The organism is Gordonibacter sp. 28C (assembly GCF_003339845.1).
Lineage (GTDB): Bacteria > Actinomycetota > Coriobacteriia > Coriobacteriales > Eggerthellaceae > Gordonibacter.
In genome coordinates this window covers 253,285-274,400 of sequence record NZ_PPTR01000001.1, presented here as the reverse complement: position 1 = coordinate 274,400, position 21,116 = coordinate 253,285, and the positions used below count along the sequence as shown (strand labels likewise).

The 21,116-nt window shown below is 63.0% G+C and carries 14 protein-coding genes; 2 read left to right on the top strand and 12 right to left on the bottom strand.

From position 1 onward, the window contains the following. Positions 1 to 44 precede the first annotated feature (44 nt). The 6 genes from C1878_RS01140 to rarD all read right to left on the bottom strand — a co-directional run bounded on the left by C1878_RS01140 (position 45) and on the right by rarD (position 9,474). Positions 45 to 1,457 carry an SLC13 family permease gene (locus C1878_RS01140; RefSeq protein ID WP_114599868.1) on the bottom strand — a complete coding sequence of 471 codons (1,413 nt, stop codon included), beginning with the start codon at positions 1,455 to 1,457 and terminating at the stop codon, positions 45 to 47. Between the two features lie 12 nt (positions 1,458 to 1,469). Further along, complete coding sequence (locus C1878_RS01135) at positions 1,470 to 2,288, bottom strand: 4Fe-4S dicluster domain-containing protein (protein WP_114599867.1); 819 nt, start codon at positions 2,286 to 2,288, stop codon at positions 1,470 to 1,472. Positions 2,289 to 2,292: 4 nt separating this feature from the next. Then, positions 2,293 to 4,902 (bottom strand): molybdopterin-dependent oxidoreductase, encoded by a 2,610-nt coding sequence (locus C1878_RS01130; RefSeq protein ID WP_114599866.1) that lies wholly within the window; start codon positions 4,900 to 4,902, stop codon positions 2,293 to 2,295. A 41-nt stretch (positions 4,903 to 4,943) separates the two neighbouring features. Next, positions 4,944 to 6,254 (bottom strand): MFS transporter, encoded by a 1,311-nt coding sequence (locus tag C1878_RS01125; protein ID WP_114599865.1) that lies wholly within the window; start codon positions 6,252 to 6,254, stop codon positions 4,944 to 4,946. A gap of 379 nt (positions 6,255 to 6,633) precedes the next feature. After that, on the bottom strand, positions 6,634 to 7,725 hold the full coding sequence (locus tag C1878_RS01120) for a mandelate racemase/muconate lactonizing enzyme family protein (protein ID WP_114599864.1): 1,092 nt from the start codon (positions 7,723 to 7,725) through the stop codon (positions 6,634 to 6,636). Between the two features lie 771 nt (positions 7,726 to 8,496). Further along, positions 8,497 to 9,474 carry an EamA family transporter RarD gene (gene rarD, locus C1878_RS01110; RefSeq protein WP_114599862.1) on the bottom strand — a complete coding sequence of 326 codons (978 nt, stop codon included), beginning with the start codon at positions 9,472 to 9,474 and terminating at the stop codon, positions 8,497 to 8,499. A gap of 166 nt (positions 9,475 to 9,640) precedes the next feature. Between rarD and C1878_RS01105 the strand changes: the two genes are divergently transcribed. Then, the gene (locus C1878_RS01105; protein WP_114599861.1) at positions 9,641 to 10,327 is read left to right on the top strand and encodes an HAD-IA family hydrolase; all 687 of its coding nucleotides are present in this window, start codon (positions 9,641 to 9,643) and stop codon (positions 10,325 to 10,327) included. A gap of 133 nt (positions 10,328 to 10,460) precedes the next feature. Here the strand turns inward: C1878_RS01105 and C1878_RS01100 are convergent, their stop codons facing one another. Then, a complete protein-coding gene (locus C1878_RS01100) occupies positions 10,461 to 14,432 on the bottom strand; it encodes an Ig-like domain-containing protein (protein ID WP_158539645.1) in 3,972 nt (1,323 codons plus the stop codon). A gap of 292 nt (positions 14,433 to 14,724) precedes the next feature. Then, a complete protein-coding gene (gene purB, locus C1878_RS01095; RefSeq protein WP_114599859.1) occupies positions 14,725 to 16,068 on the bottom strand; it encodes an adenylosuccinate lyase in 1,344 nt (447 codons plus the stop codon). A gap of 341 nt (positions 16,069 to 16,409) precedes the next feature. Between purB and C1878_RS01090 the strand changes: the two genes are divergently transcribed. After that, positions 16,410 to 16,949, top strand: a complete 540-nt coding sequence (locus tag C1878_RS01090) for an MOSC domain-containing protein (protein WP_114599858.1) — start codon at positions 16,410 to 16,412, stop codon at positions 16,947 to 16,949. A gap of 284 nt (positions 16,950 to 17,233) precedes the next feature. On the opposite strand, the gene C1878_RS01085 is transcribed toward C1878_RS01090, so the two are convergent. The 4 genes from C1878_RS01085 to C1878_RS01070 form a co-directional block, all read right to left on the bottom strand. Beyond that, positions 17,234 to 17,911 carry a TrkA family potassium uptake protein gene (locus C1878_RS01085; protein WP_114599857.1) on the bottom strand — a complete coding sequence of 226 codons (678 nt, stop codon included), beginning with the start codon at positions 17,909 to 17,911 and terminating at the stop codon, positions 17,234 to 17,236. 9 nt (positions 17,912 to 17,920) lie between these two features. Then, on the bottom strand, positions 17,921 to 18,586 hold the full coding sequence (locus C1878_RS01080) for a TrkA family potassium uptake protein (protein ID WP_114599856.1): 666 nt from the start codon (positions 18,584 to 18,586) through the stop codon (positions 17,921 to 17,923). Positions 18,587 to 18,785: 199 nt separating this feature from the next. Continuing rightward, positions 18,786 to 19,601 carry a CMP-2-keto-3-deoxyoctulosonic acid synthetase gene (locus C1878_RS01075; protein WP_114599855.1) on the bottom strand — a complete coding sequence of 272 codons (816 nt, stop codon included), beginning with the start codon at positions 19,599 to 19,601 and terminating at the stop codon, positions 18,786 to 18,788. 305 nt (positions 19,602 to 19,906) lie between these two features. Next, positions 19,907 to 21,097, bottom strand: coding sequence for a PspC domain-containing protein (locus C1878_RS01070; protein ID WP_114599854.1), 1,191 nt, complete (start codon positions 21,095 to 21,097; stop codon positions 19,907 to 19,909). Positions 21,098 to 21,116 lie beyond the last annotated feature (19 nt).

The following is a 21,116-nucleotide window of genomic DNA, read 5'->3' as shown; positions in this document are numbered from 1 at the left end:
TGCCATGATAGCATGCCCGCGTGCGGCGCCTCGAGTCCGTGAACTTACGCCAACCCGAGCGCCCCGGCGATGAGCGGGGTGATGGAAACCGATATCACCACCATCACCAGGCTGGGCGCCCAGCCCGTCTTCACCATGTCGCCGAACGAGAAGTACTTCCGGTTGCTCGAGTACGACAGCAGCGGCACGCCGTCCAACGGCAGCATGAGGGCGATGGCCGACCACCATGCCACCATGACGCACGTTGCGGCGATGCTGCCGCCCATGCTCGCGATGATGCTCGCGAACGGCACCGCTATCAGGCCGGCGCACGCGGGGCCGGCGGGTATGACGTTGTGCAGCAGGCAGGCGATGACGGAGAGCGCGATCATGGTCGCGAGGAGCGGCCAGGCGGTCATCGGCGCCATGACCACGTCGACCAGCCATTGCGTGGCGCCTGTGCCCATAAGGGCGGCCACCAAAACGTTCACGGCCATCATGAGCAGCATCATGCCCCACGGGCTGTCCTCCAGAAAGTCGTTGAACTGGATGGCGTCGACGCCCGGGAAGAACATGAAGCCCAGCGCGATGAGGCTGACCACGGTGATGTCGATGAAGGGGATCCACGAGCTGAGAATCCACACGACCATGGTGACGAGCATGACCGCAAGGCCGGCTATCTCGTGGCGGGGGATCTTGCCGAGCGACTGGGCGCGCGCGATGCCGGAGTCCACGGCGCTCTGGGCCAGCGGCTCGGGCTTGAAAATCTTGACCAGCGCGAACCAGCCGGCGGGGATGGTGATGAGCGCCATGGGGAAGCCCATGGCGAACCACTGGACGAAGCTGATGGAAACGCCGAAGTTCTGCTCGATAAGCGTCATGGCCAGCACGTTGATGATGCAGCCGGAGGGCGTCATGGCGCCGCCGATGGCGGCGGCCCACGGAATGCCGATGGCAATGCACTTGGCGAACGCCGACTTCCCGCCCGTGGGGGTGTCGTTGGCGTCGAGCACCGTGTAGGCGATGGGCAGCATGACGGCGCACAGCGGCAGGTTGTCCATGAGCGTGGAGATGAGCGCGGTGCCCACCATGAAGCCCAGGAGCACGCGCGGCGAGCTCGTGCCCGCCCACGACAGGATCTTCCCCGTCAGGCGCACGGCCAGCGTCGATCGCGCGATGAAGCAGGCGAACGCGAAGCAGCACAGGTAGAAGATGATGGCGTTGTTGATGGAGGCGGTCCAGGCGCTGGCCGCGTCCATGATGCCGAGCAGCGGTATGAGGCCGACCATCGCCCAGCCGGTTATGGCGATGGGCATGACCTCGGTCACCCAGAACAGGATGGCCACGACGAAGATGACCAGCGACATCTTGCCGCCGAACGTCAGGCCCTCGGGGCTCGGCGCGAGGGCGACGGCCGTCATGGCGGCGATGCCGGCCAGGATGATGACGAAACGGACGAGAGGTGATTTCTTGCTCATGCTACAGCTCCTTTATCGCGGCTGGTCGACGAGCACGTCGTCGAGCACGACGTCGGCGTGCGTGCAATCCGCCTCGAGCTCGATCGGCGCGAAGCCGTCCGCCTCGATGCGCACCCGGTAGCGCCGCTTACCGCATTCGTCGTATTTGAAATCGCCGAACTCATCGGTCTTCAGGCTTGCCACGCACGAGCCGCCGTCGTCGAAGATGCCCACGCGCGCGCCGATGACGACCTCGTTCTCGCCGCGGTTCGCCACCGTGCCGGCAATCCAGCGCTTCGGGCGGTTCAGGTAGTACACGTGCGAGCCCGCACCCTCCAGCTCCTCGGCAACCGAGGCCGCGTCGAGCTCGCCCGCGAAGTCCTCCAAGTCGCCGTAGCGCAGGGCGCCCGTGGCGCACACGTCCACGCAGCGCGGCTCGCTCCAACCGTTGTCCATCAGGTGGGAGCACCCCGTGCACTTCTGGGGAACGTCCAGGGCCTCGTTCCAGTAGACCATCCCCAGGGGGCAGGCCTCGGCGATCTGCCGCTGTCCCTTCGCCTTCACGGGGTCGACGATCACCACGCCGTCCTCGCGGCGGTAGACCGCGCCGTCCTCGGCCGCCTTCATGCAGGCCGCGTCGTCGCACATGCCGCAGAACGTGGGCGTGTAGGCCACGCGCACCACCGGCACGCGCCCGCGCTCTTTCTGCTCGACCTTGCACCAGAACTGGCCGGTGGTCGGCTGCGGCAGCGCGTACGGGCTCCAGTCGTTGTCGCAATGCTCGTCTTTGCAGGCCAACTGGCAGTTGAAGCAGCCGTTGCACCTGTCCAAATCAACTACGAGGGCTTTCATGTCCCTACTCCTCCCCTATCAGGTAGTCGCGAACGTCGGCGCCGTACTCCGGCGAGTAGTTCTTGCGACCGAATTCCTCCGGATACCGCGCGGCCAGCTCGAACACGTCGACCTTCTCCACGCCGGCCAGATAGCCGGACGTCACCTCGCCGCTGGCGTTTTTAGAAGACGTGTGCGTGGGGCAGATGAGGTTGATGTCGCCGCCGCGATCCAAACCTCCGATGCCCGACACGATGACGTCGCTGTTCGCCCCGTGGTCCATGTACACCACGCCGTCGCGCACGCGCTCGGTGACCCGCGCGCCGCCCAGCACGGCCCCGCGCTCGTTGAACACGCTCACCACGTCGCCGCTCTGTATGCCGAGCTTCGCCGCGTCGGAGGGGTTCAGCCACACGGGCTCGTAGGCGTAGCCGTCGGGGCCGACGACCTTGCACGTCTCGATCTCGCGGAACCACTCCACGTCGTCGAACTCCGCGTGCACGCGCCAGCGCGGGTGGTTCGACTCCACGAGGAACGGGTACTTCTTCGCGCGCTCGCTGTTCAGGCGGTCGTCGTGGCCGTCGCCCGCCTCGATCCAGTGGGCCACCGGGCCGCGGACGTGGTCGTCGGGGAAGTGCTCGGCGAGCGTGGGCGAGTAGTACTCGATCTTGCCGGACGGCGTTTCCAGCGGGAACATCTCGGGGTTCTGCGCGAAGCCGCTCAGACCCACCATTTGGTTCTCCCAGCCCTCCACCGTGGGGATGAGCTGGTAGCGGTTGCGCTTGAACGCCTCGAAGTCCAACTCGTCGGCCGGGATGCCGCACGCCTCGTAGCCTTCCCTGATCTGCTGCTCGACCGTTTTCCCACCGGTCATGCGGTGCTTGACGTCCTCGTAGACGCCGCCGTAGCGCTCGAGCTTCTCGGCCACGGCCTGCACGGCCTCCCAGTCGGACCGGGCCTCGCCCACGGGGTCGATGGCGGCCTGCTCGTAGATGACGGCGTTCCACTGGCCGCTGTCGCAGTCGGTGCCGAAATCGCTCGTCTCGAACTTCGTGCAGATGGGCAGCACGATGTCGGCGAAGCGCGCGTCGTCCTCGAACCAGGGAGCCTGCACCAGGTAGAACTCCAGGTTGTCGCTCTTCAGGGCGTCTTGGTACTCGTAGCCGCCGTTCAGGCTCGTGGAGAACGCGGGGTTGTCCGACCAGAGCATCTTGATGCCGGCGTTGCCGTCCGTGGGGAACTCCAGCTTGACGAACTGGTCGGGGCGGTCGTTCGCCGCCGTGCCGTGGCCGTACCAGCTGAACGACTCGCCGCGCAGGGCCTTGTGCACGTGGCACTTGGCGATCATATGGTCGGCGTTGCTGCCGATGATCCACCCGTTGTAGGCAGCAGCCGTGCTCGGCGCGAGCTTCGAGGGCGGGATGGGGCTGCACGACGTCATGCCGAACAGCGTCCATTCGATGAACTTGATGGAGATGCGCCCCGGCATGCCCACGCCCTGCATGCCCAGCAGGTAGACCTCGAGACGGGCCGGCTCGTGCGCGAACGCGGCGCGGATGAAGGAGCCGCCGTTGCAGTGGGCGATGGACACGTTGTGACGCGCCCAGTAACGGGCGAGCGCTTTGATGCGGTAGGCGGGTATGCCGCAGATGGGCTCGGCCCATTCGGGCGTCTTCGGCACGCCGTCCTCGTTGCCCAGCACGTAGTATTCCAACCAGTCGAAGCCGATGGCGTGGGTCTCGACGTATTCCTTCTCGTAGGTTCCCTCGGTCAGCCACACGTACGCGATGGCCAGCTGCAGGGCCGCGTCGGTGTTGGGAAGCACGGGGAACCACTTGTCGGCGTGCACCGCCGCGGTGTAGTTGCAGTCGGGCGCGATGGCGATGTGCTTGATGCCGCAGTCGTCGAACCAGTACGCCAGCTTCGAGGCGAGCTGGCCGCCCCACGCCGACGTCGTGGTCTCCAGGTCGCACCCCCAGTACAGCATGGCGTCGCAGTTCTGGGCGATGTCCTGAGCTGTGTTCGTGGAATGGGTGTTCTGCCCGACGGGGTCCATGCCCCAAGCGTGCTTGGCGCCCCAGTACCAGCCTTCCCAGCTGTCGGGGTTGCGCGCCTGCACCGTGTAGCCGCCGCACAGCTCCAACAGGCGCGTCATGCAGCCGTGGGGCGCATGCACCGCCTTGCTCTCGCCGTGGCCGTCGGCCTGGCACAGGATGGAGTACGGGCCGTACTCGTCGTGAACGCGCTTGATCTCGGCGGCGATGATCTCGGTGGCCTCGTCCCACGAGATGCGCACGTACTTGCTCGTGCCGCGCGTCTCGGGATGGCGCTCGCCTTGCGGGTCCCAGTCGACGCGCTTCATGGGATGGGCGACGCGGTTCTTGGAGTACGTGCGCCGCTTGTACACCAGCGGGAAGGGCGGCGTGTACGACTTCATGCCCGGCTCGAACGTCGTGCCGTTGCGGCCGGTCAGCGTCCAGTAATTCAACTCGTCCTTCGTGTACTGCTCGTCGTAGTGCACCGGCCTGATGCGCACGAGCTTCCCGTCCTTCACGTCGGCGGCGACCATGTTCGCCCCGCCTCCGCAGGCTTCCAACCCCAAATTGTGAACGACGGTCGTATCTGCTATCTTCATGCCTCTTCCTCTCACTCTTCGTCTCGTCTAGCAAGTCTTGGTTACCGAGCCTCCTCCGCGTCTTGGGCAGCGCGCTCGGCCACGCGCACCTCGTGGACCTTCTTGTCCGATTTCACGAAAACGACGACGGCGACGGCCGCCAGAACCGCAAGCGGGGCAAGGACGAACTGGCCGTTCGCCTGCCAGCCGATGGAGGAAACCGTGGGCGAGACCACGTAGCCTCCCACCACCTGGGCCACGCCCGTGGCGAACGCCATGGTGGCGAGCGCAAGGTCCGTCTTCTTCGGCTCGGGCACGAGCACCGGCGTGATGGCGCGGGTTCCCGTGGGAACGAGCGCGCCGCACAGGCCCATGACGATGCTGGCCGCCCAAGGGCCGGTCATGTCCGATCCCGGCGTGAAGTACAGGAAGCCCATGCAAACGGCCACCAGCAGGTACCCTACGGCGATCATCCACTTGCGGAAGTTGAGCTTGTCGGCCGCCACGCCGAAGCCGATGCCCAGGGGGATGGAGATGAGGGCCGTCCAGTTGGGCAGCATCGACGAGTCGAATACGCTCAGCCCCTTGACGTTCTGCAGGAACGTCGGGTACAGCGTGTTGATGTTCGCCACGTAGTCGAACACCCACACGAAGAAGAACGCGCACACCACGATGCCGGCCACCATGAAGTTCTTACCGGGGCGCTTGCGCTTCGACGGGTCGCCGTCCAAAAGCTCGTTCTCCGGAACGGCCGGCATCTTGCAGCTGACCAGCAGCCAGACGATGGACACGAGCTCCATGGCTATGGACACGTACCAAACGGGGTGCCACGAGAACGGAACCGCCGCGCCGCCCGCGGCCTCGAAGATCATCGGAGCCGTGAAGAACGCGATGACCACGCCCACCGGCGTCCACTGCGACCAGATGCCCATGCAAAGCCCCTGGTTCTTCAAAGGGAACAGACGCGGCATGATGTTCGGCCCGATAACGCAGATAAGGCCGTAGGATATGCCCTCGAGCGTGCGGCCCGCCAAGAACAGCGCGGTGTCCGTTGCGAACACGCACACGAGCGATCCCACCAACTGCAGCACCGAGGTCACGACGATAGAGAACTTGACGCCCAGCCGCTGCATGACCAGCATGCCGGGAAACGCGAGCAGCATGCCGGCTATCGAGTACACGCCCATGATCTGGCTGAGCATGTCCACGGACATTCCCAGGTCGGCGCCGATGTATTGAATGGCCGGTGCAGCCTTGAACTGGTTGAACGTTGCGGTGAACCCCAGGAAGAACAGAGCCGCGAAGCATATCCACCGCTCTCTCGAGTTCAGCTGCCTGTCTTGAACCCCGTACTTCGCCACCGATGACTCCATAAGCCCCCTCCTCCTTCAAAACGCATTCCCCTTATCGCAGCGGGGGACGGTTGGGAGCAGGGATTGCTCCGGCAGAAGGGACGATGGTCCTTGTTCGAATCGAACCCGTCGTCCGACCGTTCGACCGCGCAAGGATATAGTGTCAAAGGAGGGCGTCCGAAACCATAAACAACGAATCCGCTAGGGATTCATAATCTGTTGCGACTCATACTGCGCAGGGAAACAGGGTGCGCGAAAATATGCGCATACATGCCTGAACAGGTGTTTCTTTAGGATTATGATCGGCTGCGAGCGTTTCAATGATAGTTTTGGTCAGGTCAAATTGATACGCCCTCTATCATCGAGCGCCGCCCGCTCGGTATGATTTTTCGCGCCGCGCCTACCGCACCGCGTACTTCTCGACGGCGTCCTCGTTCAGCGTCACGCCGAGGCCCGGCCCGGCGGGCGGGTAGACGCGGCCGTCCTCCATGCGTATCTGCTCGTTGATCAGGCTGGGGCGCGCGGGATCCTCGTAGTCCATGAACTCGCAGGGGTAGCTGATGGTTTTCAGAGCGCAACCCATGTGCACGATGGCGGTCATGCCCAGATCGCTCTCGGATTGGCTGCCTATCATCATCGGGCGGTGGTACGCCTCGCACAAAGCCGCGATCTTGCGACCGTAGGTGTAGCCGCTGCGGGGTATCTTGATCATCATCACCGAGAGCGCGTCTATGTCTATCTGGTGCGCGATGTCGTACAGGGTGAAGTTGCTCTCGTCCCCCGCGATGGGGATGTCGATGGCGTGCGCCAGACGCACGCGGTCCTTCTCGTTCGTCGCGGCCATCGGCTCTTCGAAATAGTCCAGTTCGCCGCGCAGGGCATCGTGCACCCGCTTCGCCTCGAAGTACGTGTAGCTCTGGTTGCCGTCGATGTAGAGCTTCGTATCGCGCGTGATAACCTGGCGCAGCGCGTGCACGCGGCGGATATCGGCGTCCGCGTCGACGCCGCCCTTCACCTTGAAGGCCCTATACCCTTTGCCGTTCAGCTCGCGCGCTTGGGCGAGCATGGCCTCGTCGCTGGTCAGCCACAGAATGCGGCTCGGTTCGATGCTGTCGCGATAACCGCCGAGCAGCTTGTGGCACGGCTGCCCGCACGCCTTGCCCATGATATCCCACAGCGCCACGTCGATGCCGCCCTTCGCGGCGAGGTTGCCCTTGATGAACGCCATCTTCTCGTGGGCCTTCTCAACATCGAACGGGTCGAGGCCCGCCACCAGCGGGGCCAACAGGTCGTTGATCACGTGCACCATGCCCACTTGCGTCTCGCCGTAGATGTTCTCGCGGGGAATGGCCTCGGCGATGCCCTCGACGCCCTCGTCGGTCATGATCCGTACCAGCACATGGGCTTGGCTGGTCATGCGCCCGGTGGCCCATTCCATGGGATGGGGCAAAGGAAGGTTCACCGGAATAGCCCGCACGCTTTGGATTTTCATGCTCGATCATCGCCTTTCGTCTGCGCCGCTTGGCGGCACGATACCCAGATGCCGATTGAGGCCACCGCCCAGGCGTTGTCCCAAGCGGTTCGCATCTTGTCGTTTTCCGTTATACCACTAAGCGGCCGAAGAAAGAACGAACCCCCCGGATTGTCCGAAGCCGATATGCCGAAAAGGGCGGCACGCTGAACTCGTTTTACGGCTCGAAGATAGAAGGATTTTCGATTTCAGAAAAGTAACCAGATCAGCAGGAACCTCGCCACGGCTAAGGCCATATGCCAAAAAATTCTTCGCATGTATAGAGTTTCGAGAATCGATCATAAGAAGCAAAAGCAAAATGCTGGTATGATGAAAAAATAGTTTTGCTACCCGAGCTGGGCGTCTTGCACCCAGTCATAGCTTGGAGAGCGGGATTTGAGGCCTTGGCATATCACAACGACTCCGCTTGCGCCAGTTAGGCATTGCCCATGGTTGCCGTCTCTTATTTGATCGTGATTCTTGCCGGAATGGTTATCGTGGGGCAGATAGCCGGCGCCTTTCTTTGCAAGAAAAACTCTTCGCGAATGATCTTGCTCTGCCTTTCCCTCATAGGATCTCTCGCGGTGCTCGTGTCAATCATCTGGATGCTCTGTGAGAGCGCTTCTCAAGCCGACTGGAGGACGATCGAGGATACGGTAGGAGCGTGGTTCATTTCAGCCGCGACGTTCTCTCTTATCGTCGGGTCACTTGCCGTTGTGACGTGCGTTAAAAGCGCAAAGAAGTAGATTCTGCCTACGTCGTTCCGTCGGCCACCCGGCTGGCGACCGCCTTCTTCCTCCTGCTGTTCAGGGCCGCTTCCACGCCGATGGCCGCTATGCCCAGCCAGATGAGCGCGAAGCAGATGCCGTGGGCGAACGTGAACTGCTCGCCGTAGAACGCCACGGCCAGCACCAGCGCGATGGTGGGGCTCACGTACTGGATGAAGCCGATCACCGTGAGCGACACGCGGTTAGCCGCGGCGGAGAACAGCAGCAGTGGAACGGCCGTCAGCACGCCGCATCCCGCGAGCAGCGCCATGTCCGCCACCGGCCCGGTAACGGCCATGGCATCGGGCGTGGCCGGCGCGATCTGCCAGATCCACGGAGCGACCGCCCCCACGCCCAGCGCCACGGCGCCGATAAGGCCCGTCAGCAGCGACTCGAACGCCATGCCGGGCAGGGCCGGGTAGCCGCCCTTCTTCTTCACCGCGCCGTACACGCTGAACGTGAGCGCCAGCGCAAAGGCTATCCAGATGTCGCCGCCGTTCGCGACGATGAAGTACCCCACGCCCAGCGCGGCAAGCGCCGTGGCGACCTTCTGCATGGGAGTCAGCCGCTCTTTGAAAACAATCATTCCCAGCGCGATGCTGCACAGCGGGCACAGGTAATACCCGATGCTCGTCTGCAGCAGGTGCCCGCTGTTGGCCGCCCAGATGTACACGCCCCAGTTGCACGAAACGATGAGCCCCGAGGCCAAAAACGTGCGCACCGCGCGCGGATCGCGGAACAGATAGAGGAAGCGCGTCCGCTTCACCAGCACGCACAGGGCGATAACCGCCGCGCACGACCACACCATGCGCCACGCCAGCACCTCGAAGGCGGGAATGGCCGAAAGCAGCTTCCAGTACACGGGCATGACGCCCCACAGCAGGTAGCATCCCAGCCCTTGCAAGAATCCCGTCCGATCGGTCCGCTGTTCGCTTTCGCCCTCCGCCAATGCCTGCTCGCTCACAAACCCGCTCCTCGCTCTCGATGCATCCGCAGCATTATACCTCTCCGCGGCTTATACGGCGCTCAATGACAGGCGGCCGGCCGCGATCACGCGTAACGCGCGAAAGCTTCGACTGTTACTATATAGGCGAGACTCGCTCGCGCATTTCAGGAAACGGAGCATCGCCATGTACCGCTACGTGCTTTTCGACCTCGACGGCACTTTGACCGACCCGCAAGAGGGCATCACCGCCTGCGTCCAGCACGCGCTCGCCGCGTTCGGCATCGACGAGGCGGCCGACCAGCTCACCCACTTCATCGGCCCGCCACTGCATCGCTCGTTCATGGAATGCTACGGCTTCACCGACGCCGAGGCAACCGAGGCGGTGCGCGTGTACCGGGAGCGCTTCGGCACGTTGGGCATATTCGAAAACCGCGTGTACGAAGGGATGCCTGAGCTTTTGGGGAAGCTGGCGGAGGCGGGCATCGTCGCGGCCGTGGCCACTTCGAAACCCGAACCTTACGCAGTGCGCATCCTCGACCACTTCGATCTTGCCCGTTACTTCGACGTGGTGGCCGGCAGCAACATGGACGGCTCCCGAACCGACAAGGGAGACGTCATTCGCGAGGCCCTAGCCCGCCTCGGCCAGCCGGACAAGCACGAGGTTGTCATGGTGGGCGACCGCAAGCACGACGTGGAGGGCGCGCGCCGCGAGGGCATCGACGCGATAGGAGTAACCTGGGGCTACGCCCCCGAAGGCGAGTTGGAAGCAGCTGAACCGACCTTCCTGGCATCGTCGTTGTCCGACCTGCGCGACCTTCTGCTCGGGTTGGATGGGCGCTTGAGAGACAAGGGAGAGGAGCTCTTCTCGTGAAACTTCTACTGCTGTTCGGCGACACCGCCGTGAGCCGGATCGCATCGTTAGCTTGCAAAAAGCCTGCCGCCCTTTTGAAAGGGCGGCAGGCTGAATGAGCGATTAGCGACGTCGCAAATATTCGAGCCGATCGCTACGCCAGATCATCACGCTTGCGCGCAGTAAACGCTGCCGCACCGGCGGCAACCGCGCAGAGAGCCAGGCAAACGACGGCAAAGGCGAGCGGATCTCCCGTAGATGCAAGTTTCTTCGCATTGTCATCCTGGATGTCTATCGAAACGAGCGCGGCCCCATCGTCTTCGTCCTCGGGTTCGGGCGCAACAGGAGGCTGCCCCGTCACCAAGTAATCCGAGAAGTGCGGCGTCAAGAACACCAGATAGCCGTCCTCGATCCACGACTCCATTTCAACGGGAACGCCCGTCTTTTTGTCAAGGTAGTGCACCCTCAATGTAGACGCGTCCAAGTCGGCCATGTCTCCTTGAATCCTCAGCTTGACGCGCAGCATGCCGGAAGCCTCGTCCTCGCCCCAAGAAACCGTATCGCCGCTCGCGTCGGCAAAGCGAATATCGAAAACGCCGGCCACCTGAGCTGTGCCAACGACCACCTTGTCTACGACGGCCTGAGTAACCGCATCGAGCGCATTTTGCGGCTCGACCACCAACGTGATGGGGCCTACCTCGTCTTCTTTGGCTTTCACCGCGGCAAGCGCGGCCGCATCATCAGCTTCGACGGCGGCCGAACCGTCCCCGACTGCGGCGAGGGGAGCTGCCGCGACGTTTACCATGCATGCGGCCGTTAAGCCGTTTACCGTGCTGGCCATGATGGTTGCGCTTCCGGCCCGGTGCACCGTCACAACGCCAAAGACGTCAACGCTTGCCACAGACGCATCGGTGCTGGACCAAGCAACGGAAGCATCGTCGGCATCGAATGGCGTCACCGTGGCTTTAAGCCCGAACTGACTTCTCTCGCCGATCCGGGTTGATATCGCAGTGCGGTCGAGCGTGATTTCCGTTGCCGGATTGCTGACGAACACCTCGGAGGTGGCCGTCACCTCGGCCGTTGCAGACTGCCCACCGGCAAGTTTAGCCGTGACGGTCGCCGTCCCGGTTTTCAAAGCGGTCACCAAACCGACGTTGGACACCGTGGCCACCTCGTTATCGGACGATGACCACGCCAGCGCGTCGTCGTCCACCGCGCCGGGCAGCTCGCCGGACACGACGGCAGAAAGCTGGGCCGTCTGTCCCTTCGTCAGGTCTAAGCGCTTCGCGCCAAGCGCTATGGCGGTCGCGGGATTCCTCACCTCGACGGCGCACGTAGCGGCATGCTGACCGTCTTCGGTGGTAACCGTGAGCGTTGCCGACCCCTTTGACACCGCCGTGACCAATCCGTTCTGGTCGACGGAAGCCACCTCCGGAGCCGACGACTCCCAAACAACGTTCTTGTTCGTGGCGTTATCGGGTTCCACCACGGCCTTCAAGGATTCCGAAACCTTGCCAGTTAAAACAAGCGATACCTTGTCTAACGTGACGCCTTCGGCATGCTGGGCAACCGTGACCTTGCATGTCGCCGTGAAACCGCCATCCAACGTTTCGACGGTTATATCCGTAACTCCCGCAGCAACGGGTGCAACAGTGCCGTCGGCATCGACGGTGGCAACGGTAGGATCTGACGAACTCCAAATCATCTGTTTGTTCGTCGCAGTGACGGGCTCGACGCTGGCCGTGAGCTCCGACGCCTCGCCGCCAACGAACAGCGACAGTTCGGAAGCGCTCAAGGAAACCCCTGCGACCGGAGTCGTGACCTCGATGTCGGGCGTCGTGGCCGCCTTCTCGCCCGCCTTGGCAGTGATCGACGCCGTGCCGTTCCCGACAGCGGTGACCAGACCGTCGGCTCCCACCGTCAACACGTTCTCGTCGGACGACGACCAAGCAATCGTCCTGTCGGTCGCATTCGCAGGAAGCACCTCTGCGGACAGTTTCTGGACGGTTCCAACTTCCATAGCGGTCTTCACACCGCCCGAGATCGCAACGCTTTCCACGGGAACAGCCGGTGCCTCCCCAGGTCCGACGTGCACCTTGATGGTGCCGAGATCCTTCATGATGTACTCGTGCGTCTCGTAGTCGACGCCAAGGAAATACTCGACCTTCACCGTCGTATCGCCAACGTTCTTGCCCAGCAAGGTGAACAGAGGGTTCTGATCCTCGTCGGGGCTCGCCTTGATCGGAGCGATGTAACCGTTCGCGCTGGTGAAGCGCACCATGGACGGCTTCCAATTCGAACCCGATACGCGACTGAGCAGCTGGAATTCACCTCCTTGCTCCAGAGTGATATCCGACGTGTCGCAGACAACGTCCTCCGGATCGACCTGCGGGCTCTCAACCGTGATCTCGCACGACTTCGAATTGCCGAACACGTCGGTGATAGTGATGGTAGCCGTGCCCGCTTTGTTCAGATTGAGCAGGTACTTGCTCTCCGCAGCCGAAGCGGCGACCTCGGGATCGCTCGATTCGACGGACTTGATGAACGCGCTGTAGCCGTGCCAGGCGAAACCAAGGTAGTCGGTATTGTCGAAGCGCCCGAGCGGCTCGTTCGCCATGCCGGAACCACCTTGCCCGGCGCTCGGCGGCACGATTTGAACGACGCCTGGCGCAAGCGTTCTCTTTTGATCTACGATCAGCTCTGGTGTGTCCGGTTCAACTGCCGACACGCTCATCGAAGTCTCGAACGAATTCGACGTCCCGTTCTCCATCATCCTGAACGTTACCGGATATCTTCCCGCCGCATGCGCCCAAAACGTGTAATCCATCTTGTTGATGCCACTGGCAGACGTCGTGCAATCGAGACTGTCGTGGTCCTTTTCCACCCATTCACCGTAACCGCCGGTTTTTGGCAGATCGGGATTCTCGGTGGCGTAAGCCACCGTCGCCGTGGCCCTTCCGCTGTGGGACTGATCGCACACCGGACACTTCTCCACATAATCGATCGTCAAATCGGCAGGATCGACCGACAGACCGGTCACTTTGTTAGCTTTGGCGGCAACGGTCACTTTTACCGTGCTTTTTATCTGGTAATGATCGAATTTTCCTGGGAAGTCATACGTTGCCGAAATAACGGCATCGCCAGCCTTCTTGAATGAGTAGCGAATTTCAGCAGCGGACGAGCTGCTTAGGCCCGGAATAGCTTCGGGGGTGAACACTTCCGCTGTCACAACCGACTCGTCGGAGGACGTCACCGTGAAGTTCCTCGCCGCGTAAGCCGCCTCGCGGTCTTCTCGATAGAAGTTCGAGCTTTCGACGGAGTTTGCAAATCGAATGGACGGGATAGTGACCTGTTCTTGACCTGCCACGAAATAGCCGTTCGCCACCTCCTCGGAAAGCACAACAAGGTCGTCGGACGCCTGAGGTAGCACCTCCGACTCGCCGAAGCGCTCCACCAAAGCGGAGGTGTCCGAGATCTTGTTGTACCTGCAGTTGAAGAGCATGACCGTTTGCGGTATCGAATCTACGTCGAGTTCCGTGAACCCGCATCCATCGAGGTTGAGCGATCGCAAATCAGTGCACGCTGAAACGTCGACGCTCTTGAAAGCCTTGCAGTATTGCACACTCAGGTTTTTGAGCTCGCTACCAAAAGAGACCGACGTAAGGTTTTCCATGTTGGTCAGGTACAACGAGACGAGGCTCGAACAGGCGGATACGTCGATCGACTCGACATGGGAAACCTCGCTGCGCTGATCGAGCGTGAAACCCTGCACGAGCACGTCCTCGTACGTCTCGCCCTTGACCATTTCGCCCATATCGTAGCTGATCTGCGTCACCGTCATTCGGTCGCCTACGACAATGTTCTTGGGAAGATTCTCAGCGTACGAGATATCTGCTTGATGATAGGTAACCGGCGTGCCGTCTTCATGGAAGAGCGGGTATCCGTTCTCGTCCTTCGCTTGGACATCGTACACATACCCGTAGTAAACCGGCTCGCTTGCCGCGGCGACGGCCTGCCGTGCTCCCAACGCGGGCACGAGCAGAATCGCCAGCGCGAACGCGAGCAGAACCCTCAACACGCGTCCGATCCCTACGCTGCCATGCACAGGCTTAGCACACTCCCCCATGACTCTCCCATCCTTCGCTCCACCATGTTTTTCGCATACCGTAACAACATCCATTTTTCGATATTGTTTTTACGGTATAGGATGGGATGCCACCATCGCAGTTGCATAACAGCCATTCGACCTGATTAATGCGGCCTTTCGGCAAGCAAAAGGCTTTCGCAAACCCGGCGTGCCAATGTCGCCGACAGACGAGGGGCCGGCAGCAAAAGCCGCCGGCCCCTCGTCTGTCGCGAAGTCCTGCCGCACCGAACGGTTCGGAGGCGTCGCTCGTATCTAGGTTTTTGCGCGCCTCTTAGAACTCCAGCTCCTTCAAGCGGTCGAACACCACGTCCTTGCGGGTGAGGAAGTCCCAGGGGTCGAAGATCTCGTCCAGCACTTCGGCGCTGAGGTTCGCCTCGGGGTCGGCCTCGAGATTCTCGCGGTAGGTGGGACCGTCCACGGCGTTCTGGATGTCCTCCCATACCTTCATGGCGTTGCGCTGCACGATGACGTAGGCGTCCTCGCGGCTGATGCCGGTGTCCACCAGGGCCAGCAGCACCTTCGAGCTGAAGATGAGGCCCTTCGTGCGCCACAGGTTGTGCTCCATCTTGGCAGGGTAGGTCTGCAGGCCGTCCAGCATCCACTGCATTTTGCCGAACATGTAGTCCAGCGCGATGAAGCTATCGGCCAGCGCCACGCGCTCGGCGCCGGAGTGGCTGATGTCGCGCTCGTACCACAGCGCCACGTTGTCGAACGCCACTTGCGCGTTGCTCTTGACCGTGCGGGCCAGGCCGCAGACGCGCTCGGCCGTGATGGGGTTGCGCTTGTGAGGCATGGCGCTGGAGCCCTTCTGCCCCTTCGCGAACGGCTCTTCGACCTCGATGACGTCGGACTGCTGCAGCAGGCGCACCTGCATGGCGATGGACTCAAGCGTGGAGGCCGTCACGGCCAAGCCGGCCATCACCTGCGCGTGGCGATCGCGCGCCAGCACCTGCGTGGACAGCGGGTCGGCCGTAAGGCCCAGGCGCTCGCACACGTATTGCTCGACGAACGGGTCGATGCTGGAGTACGTGCCCACCGCGCCGCTGATGGCGCCCGTGGCGGCCACCTTGCGGGCCTCCTCCATGCGCGTCTGGGCGCGCTTGAGCGCCCACGCCCAGCTGCCGAACTTCATGCCGAACGTCATGGGCTCGGCGTGGATGCCGTGCGTGCGGCCCACGCATAGCGTCTCCTGGAACTCGAAGGCGCGGCGCTTGCACGTCTCGCCCAGCTGCTTGATGTCTTCCAGGATGATGTCGATAGCCTGCGTGATCTGGTAGGACAGCGCGGTGTCGCCCAGGTCGGACGACGTCATGCCGTAGTGCACCCAGCGGCTGGGCGGCTCCTGCCCCTCCGGCACGTCGGCGTCGATGTACTCGGCCATGTTCGTGGTGAACGCGATGACGTCGTGGTTCGTCACCTTCTCGATCTCGTCGATGCGCTCCACGGTGAAGTCGGCATGCGCGCGGATCCACGCGGCCTCTTCCTTCGTGATGCCGGACTTGCCCAGCTCGGCCTGCGCCTCGCACGCCAGCACTTCGATTTCCTTCCAGATGGAGAACTTGTTCTCAAGCTCCCAGATGGCGCCCATCGCGGGGCGCGTGTAGCGGTTGATCACGCCGGTCCCTTTCCCACGTCGTACCTGATGGCAATCAGCATACCGCACTGCAGGTGAAGCGCGCCGTTTTCCATGGAAAGCGCCGAGGGAATGTACGCCGAAAGACATAGACGTCCTGCAAGAGCCTCAGCACGAATGACGGCTGTGAACGATTTTCGCTTATTCGAGAAAAGTGCGACCTGGGATAATACTGCAATCGCCTGAAAACAAAGGCTCAAAATCGTTCACAGCCGTCATTCGTGCTGAGGCGATCTGGCGTGTGCGTTATCTCTTGACTTCTTTATCTTTGTTCGAGTAGTATATTTCCTATCATTTCACTAGGCTATTAGGAGGCGTCGAACGTGGAGCAGGTACGGTTGAGCGAGGAATGCGCACGTGGGCGCGTTCGGTCCGTGAACGTGTCGAAGCGCAAGGGCGGACGCAAGACGCCGTGTGAAGGCGGCGGCACCGTTGAGGCGCACTTCGGCGTGGCGGGCGACGCGCATGCCGGCGACTGGCACCGGCAAGTGTCGCTTCTGGCTTGGGAGTCCATCGAGAAGGCGCAGGCCATGGGTTTAGACGTGGCCGAAGGCGACTTCGCAGAGAACGTGACCACCGAGGGCATCGACCTGCTAGCTCTGCCGCTTGGCAGCCGCCTGCGCGTCGGCGACAGCGCGCTTTTGGAGCTGTCGCAGATCGGCAAGGTGTGCCACACGAAATGCGCCATCTACCATTTGGCCGGCGATTGCATCTTCCCCCGCGAGGGCGTGTTCTTCGTAGCGCTGGAAGACGGCGAGGTGAAGCCCGGCGATTCCATCGAGGTGGTCGAGCTTGGCGACGGCATGTGCGCCTACACTCCTCCTGAAGCCCTGGAGGAACTGCGCGCGGCACGCGAGCGGTAGGCAACGTGCACGTTAGCTCGCCATGGCGAAGGGACGCGTAAGTCGGCCGCGCGGGAGCGAAGCGACCCGCGCTTCGCGCGCAAGCGCGAAAACAACCGCCCAGGTTGGCGTAGCAAGACAGCGAGAAGCCCCCTCGCGCCGATAATCGGCCCGTCTCGCGGCCGAGCGTGCTTTGGCACGCGAGGGCAAGCGAGAAAGGGCCGAGGATCGGCGCGAGGGGGCTTCGCAGCGTCGGCGGGTTCCGGCGGCCGACAGGCCGCCGGAACCCCTAGGCCCGCGGAACCCTACAACCCCTTGAAAAGCGCGCGCACCTCGTCGAGCACTTCGGTGTCGGCCACCACGACGGCCTTGTCGCCGGGGTACAGCACGGTTTCCTCGCCGGCAACCTCGACGTTGTCGTCGTCTTTGGGAGACACGGCTGCTATCAGGCTGTTCTCCGGCATAGGCACGGAAGAGGCCAGGATGCCCGCCTCGTTGGAGTGGTAGCGCATGCGCGGCACGGTGATCTCGGTGAGCAGCACGTTGCCGTGCGTGAGCGACGAAGCCACGCTCACGCTGCCCAGCAGCGTTTCCTCTTCGATGAGGTTCGCGATGAGCGTGGTGGACGACACGCTTTCGATGCCCACCTCGCGGAAGATGCGCAGGTTCTTGGGGTTGTTCACGCGCGCGATGCAGCGCGGCACGTTGAACACGCGCTGGGCGATCTCGCACGACACCAGGTTATCGTCGTCCTGCCCCGTGGTGGCCACGAACACGTCGGCCTTGCGGACGCCAGCGTCCTCTTGGAACTTCGAGTCGCATCCGTCGCCGTGGATGACGAGGTAGCGCCCCTCCAACACGATGGACAGGTGGTCCGCCGTCTGCAGGTTCTCCTCGATAACGGCGACGTCGTTGCCGCTTTGCAGCAGCACCGAGGCAAGGTACTCGCCGATCTTGCCGCCACCCGCGATAACGATGTACATGGGCTTCTCCTAATCTTGAATGTAGCGAGAGAACTGCGCGATGAGCTCGTGGCGGACGCAGACGAGCACGGAATCGCCGTGGTAGAGGATCGAATCGCGCGTGGGGATGGACGATGCCGAGCCGTCGCCGCGCTCGAACGCGATGATGCGCACGTCGTGGTCGCGCTCCATCTCCGACACGCGGATGGTGCGGTGGTCGGTGTCGCGCCAGCTGAGGTCGAGCGAGAAACGCAGCAGCTCGAACTCGCCGAACGTGTCGATATGGGCGCCATGGCCCGACACGATCTTGCTGAACACGTCCTCGGCCACCAGCGACGTGCCGCACACGTGGTCGATGCCCAGCTGCATGTAGGCGCGCTCGTGGTCGGGGTTGTACAGGCGAGCGATGACGTGCGGAACGCCGAACAGGCGGCTGCCCACCTCGGCCACCATGAGGTTCGTGTTGTCGAACTGCGTGACGGCAGCGATGACGTCGCAGTCCTCAACGCCTGCCTTGACCAGCGTCTCCTCGTCGAAGCCGAGGCCCTGCACCGTCGAGCCGTTGAAGTTGCGGCCCAAGTTGGCGAACGCGTCGGCGCTGCGGTCGATGACGCACACGTTGCTGCCGTTGTCCGACAGCATGTTGGCCAGCTGCGAGCCCACGCGGCCGCAACCGACCACGATGACGTTGCTCATGAGAGTCCTTTCCCACCGTGCCCGAAGGCACCGTTTTCCGCTTGCGCCATAGCATACTGCAAGCGTCCCGCGCCCGTCCGGCATCGACACCGTTTGGCAATAAAAATAGATGGTCCGGCTCGGAAAGCAGAAAGCGCCCGAGCAGGCGCTTTCTTCATGTTCTCTACCAAGTTCCGGAGACCCATGGCCACCGGAACGTTTAGATCATCTGCATTTGGCCCAACGTGGCGTTGAACCAGTGGTCGGTGTTCGGCGGGCAGTACTTCGCCGCGTTCGCATACGTGATGGAGTAGCCGTAACCCTGCGCCAAGCCCGCCACATGGGCGTTGATGGCCTCTTCCCAGCTCGACCAGCTTCTGTCGCCCCAGCCCCAAGCGTTGTAATCCCTAAAGCAATTCACGCCCTTCGAGCTTTCGGTGTTGGAGATAGCGGGCGACCAGCGCGGGTCCACGCCGTTGTTCCAAGCGGCCGTGGCGAACGTCGCGCCCTGTCCCGCCAACGGCGAGCCGGCCAGATAGGCGTCGATGCGCTGGGTCCACTCGGCGATGAAGGCTTCCTTGCCCACGGAGAAGTCCACGTCGGGCAAGCTGGCCAGCGCCGAAGCGGCACCGTCTTGGGCGGCCCTCGCCTGCTGCTCGGCCTTCGCGGCCTCGGCGGCGGCCACGCGAGCGGCCTCCTCGGCACGGGCGGCCTCTTCGGCGGCAAGGCGCTCGGCCTCTTCCTGCGCCTCGATAGCCTGGATGCCCTTGGAGATGTCGCGCTTCGCCGTGCTGGCAAGCACCGTCGTTTCGCGCGCGGAAGAGTCGGAAGCGCTCTCGGAGAACGTCGTTGAATCCGCATCGGACGCCGGCGCGCTCATGGCGTCGATGCCGAACGCATCGACTTCCTGCGCGCTGCCGCCTGCGGAGGCGATGCCGAAGCCGATGCATCCTGCGAGCACGATGGATGCGCACCCGACCGCCGCTATTTTCGCGACGATGCCCGACTTCCGCTGCTTGTATCGTATGTCAGCCAAAACCTCGGTTACCTTTCATTGACAGCGCACGACCAAGCCGCCGAAGCGGTGACAGCGTAGTAGATTGTGGTGGGTGGTTGCTGCCGAAAGGCCGATATGCTGTTTTGTCGAGGCTTATTTTAGACCATCGGGCCCCTTGGGGGCAAAAAAGTATGGAGAAGGCCTCCACGTTTTGTTCGCTTGACAAACGGAGAAACCGCAGATGCGCAGGTCGGTACGCATCGTCGGCTTCAGCCTGTTTTTCGAACATATCAACCGGTTGTGAAACGTAGTCAGGCGAACGGCGGGGACCGGTGGCCGCGAAGCTAGCGAGCGGGTATCGCACTCACTTCAAAGGGGAAGGAAAGCTCGTAGCCGAAAGGCAGATCCACCACCAGGAAATCGAACGGACCGGGAACGGAGAACCACATGAGGCCCGCCACGCAGAACAAGGCGAGGCACAAGCCCGCCACGAGCGTCCACCGAGGAGAGCGCAACGCCCTGCCCGCGATGAAGAGTCCTATCGCCACCAGCAGCAGCGGCCACAGGCTCGCGAGCATGCGCGGCACGGTGGCCCAGCCCACCACCCCCAGGCTCATGCTGAGCAGCGTGGCCCCTAAGGAAAAGAACACGAGACCGCCCGCGAACCGCTCCGTGCGACGCCCGCGCTCCGCCGGTACGGCCATCTGCAGAATGCCGATGATGATGAGCAGGAGCGGCCAGAACTGCCACCACGACACACCGTCGATGTTCTCGGACAAAACCGCGGCAACGCCGAAGAACAGCAAGAACGCCCCTATGAGCACGGCAGCCTTCACGCCGTCCCTGCGCTCGGGGCGAGGAGACGCCGCAAGGTTCGGCGTGAACTGCGACAAGGGAAATTGAGGATCTGCTGACGGCGAGCCTGCGGGACCCGACGCACCTTCCACCTGTTGCGGTGCCGAACGGGGACCGGATTCAAACCCAAGGCCCCGTTGCCCGTCCACAGTCGGTTCCGACTGCTGCGAGAAAGCGCTTGCGGAAGGCGTGCCCTGCGACGCGCTTTCCCGGTCTTCGCCCGGAACCCGCCAACCGGGGGCTTGCCAGCCCGGCGGGGTCTGTCGCTGCGCGCGGCGCGCCCACGCGGCGGCCTCGGCCGTAGGCGGCTCGGGGGGAACGTGCCCTGTGCCGGCGTAGGCGTCGTAAGGCAAATGCTGGCAAGCGGCCGCCACCTCCGAGGCGGCGCGCGCGGCATCGTCGGCACGACTGCGCGCGGCATCGTAATCGACGGAACCGTACGTGTCGGATCTCACGGATTGCGGCTCCACCTCCACGGGGCCGGGTTCGTGGGGGGCAACGGGCAAAGCGAGCCACAGCACCACGTACGCCACGGCGAACAATCCCGCCGTGAGCAGCGTGAGCGCCACCGCAAGGATGCGGACGATCACCGGGTCGAGGTCGAAGCACTCGGCCGCACCGGCGCACACGCCTCCGATGAGCGCGTGACGCGAGCGATAGAGCCTCCTCTCCGACTTCATGCTGCCTCCTGAACGAACG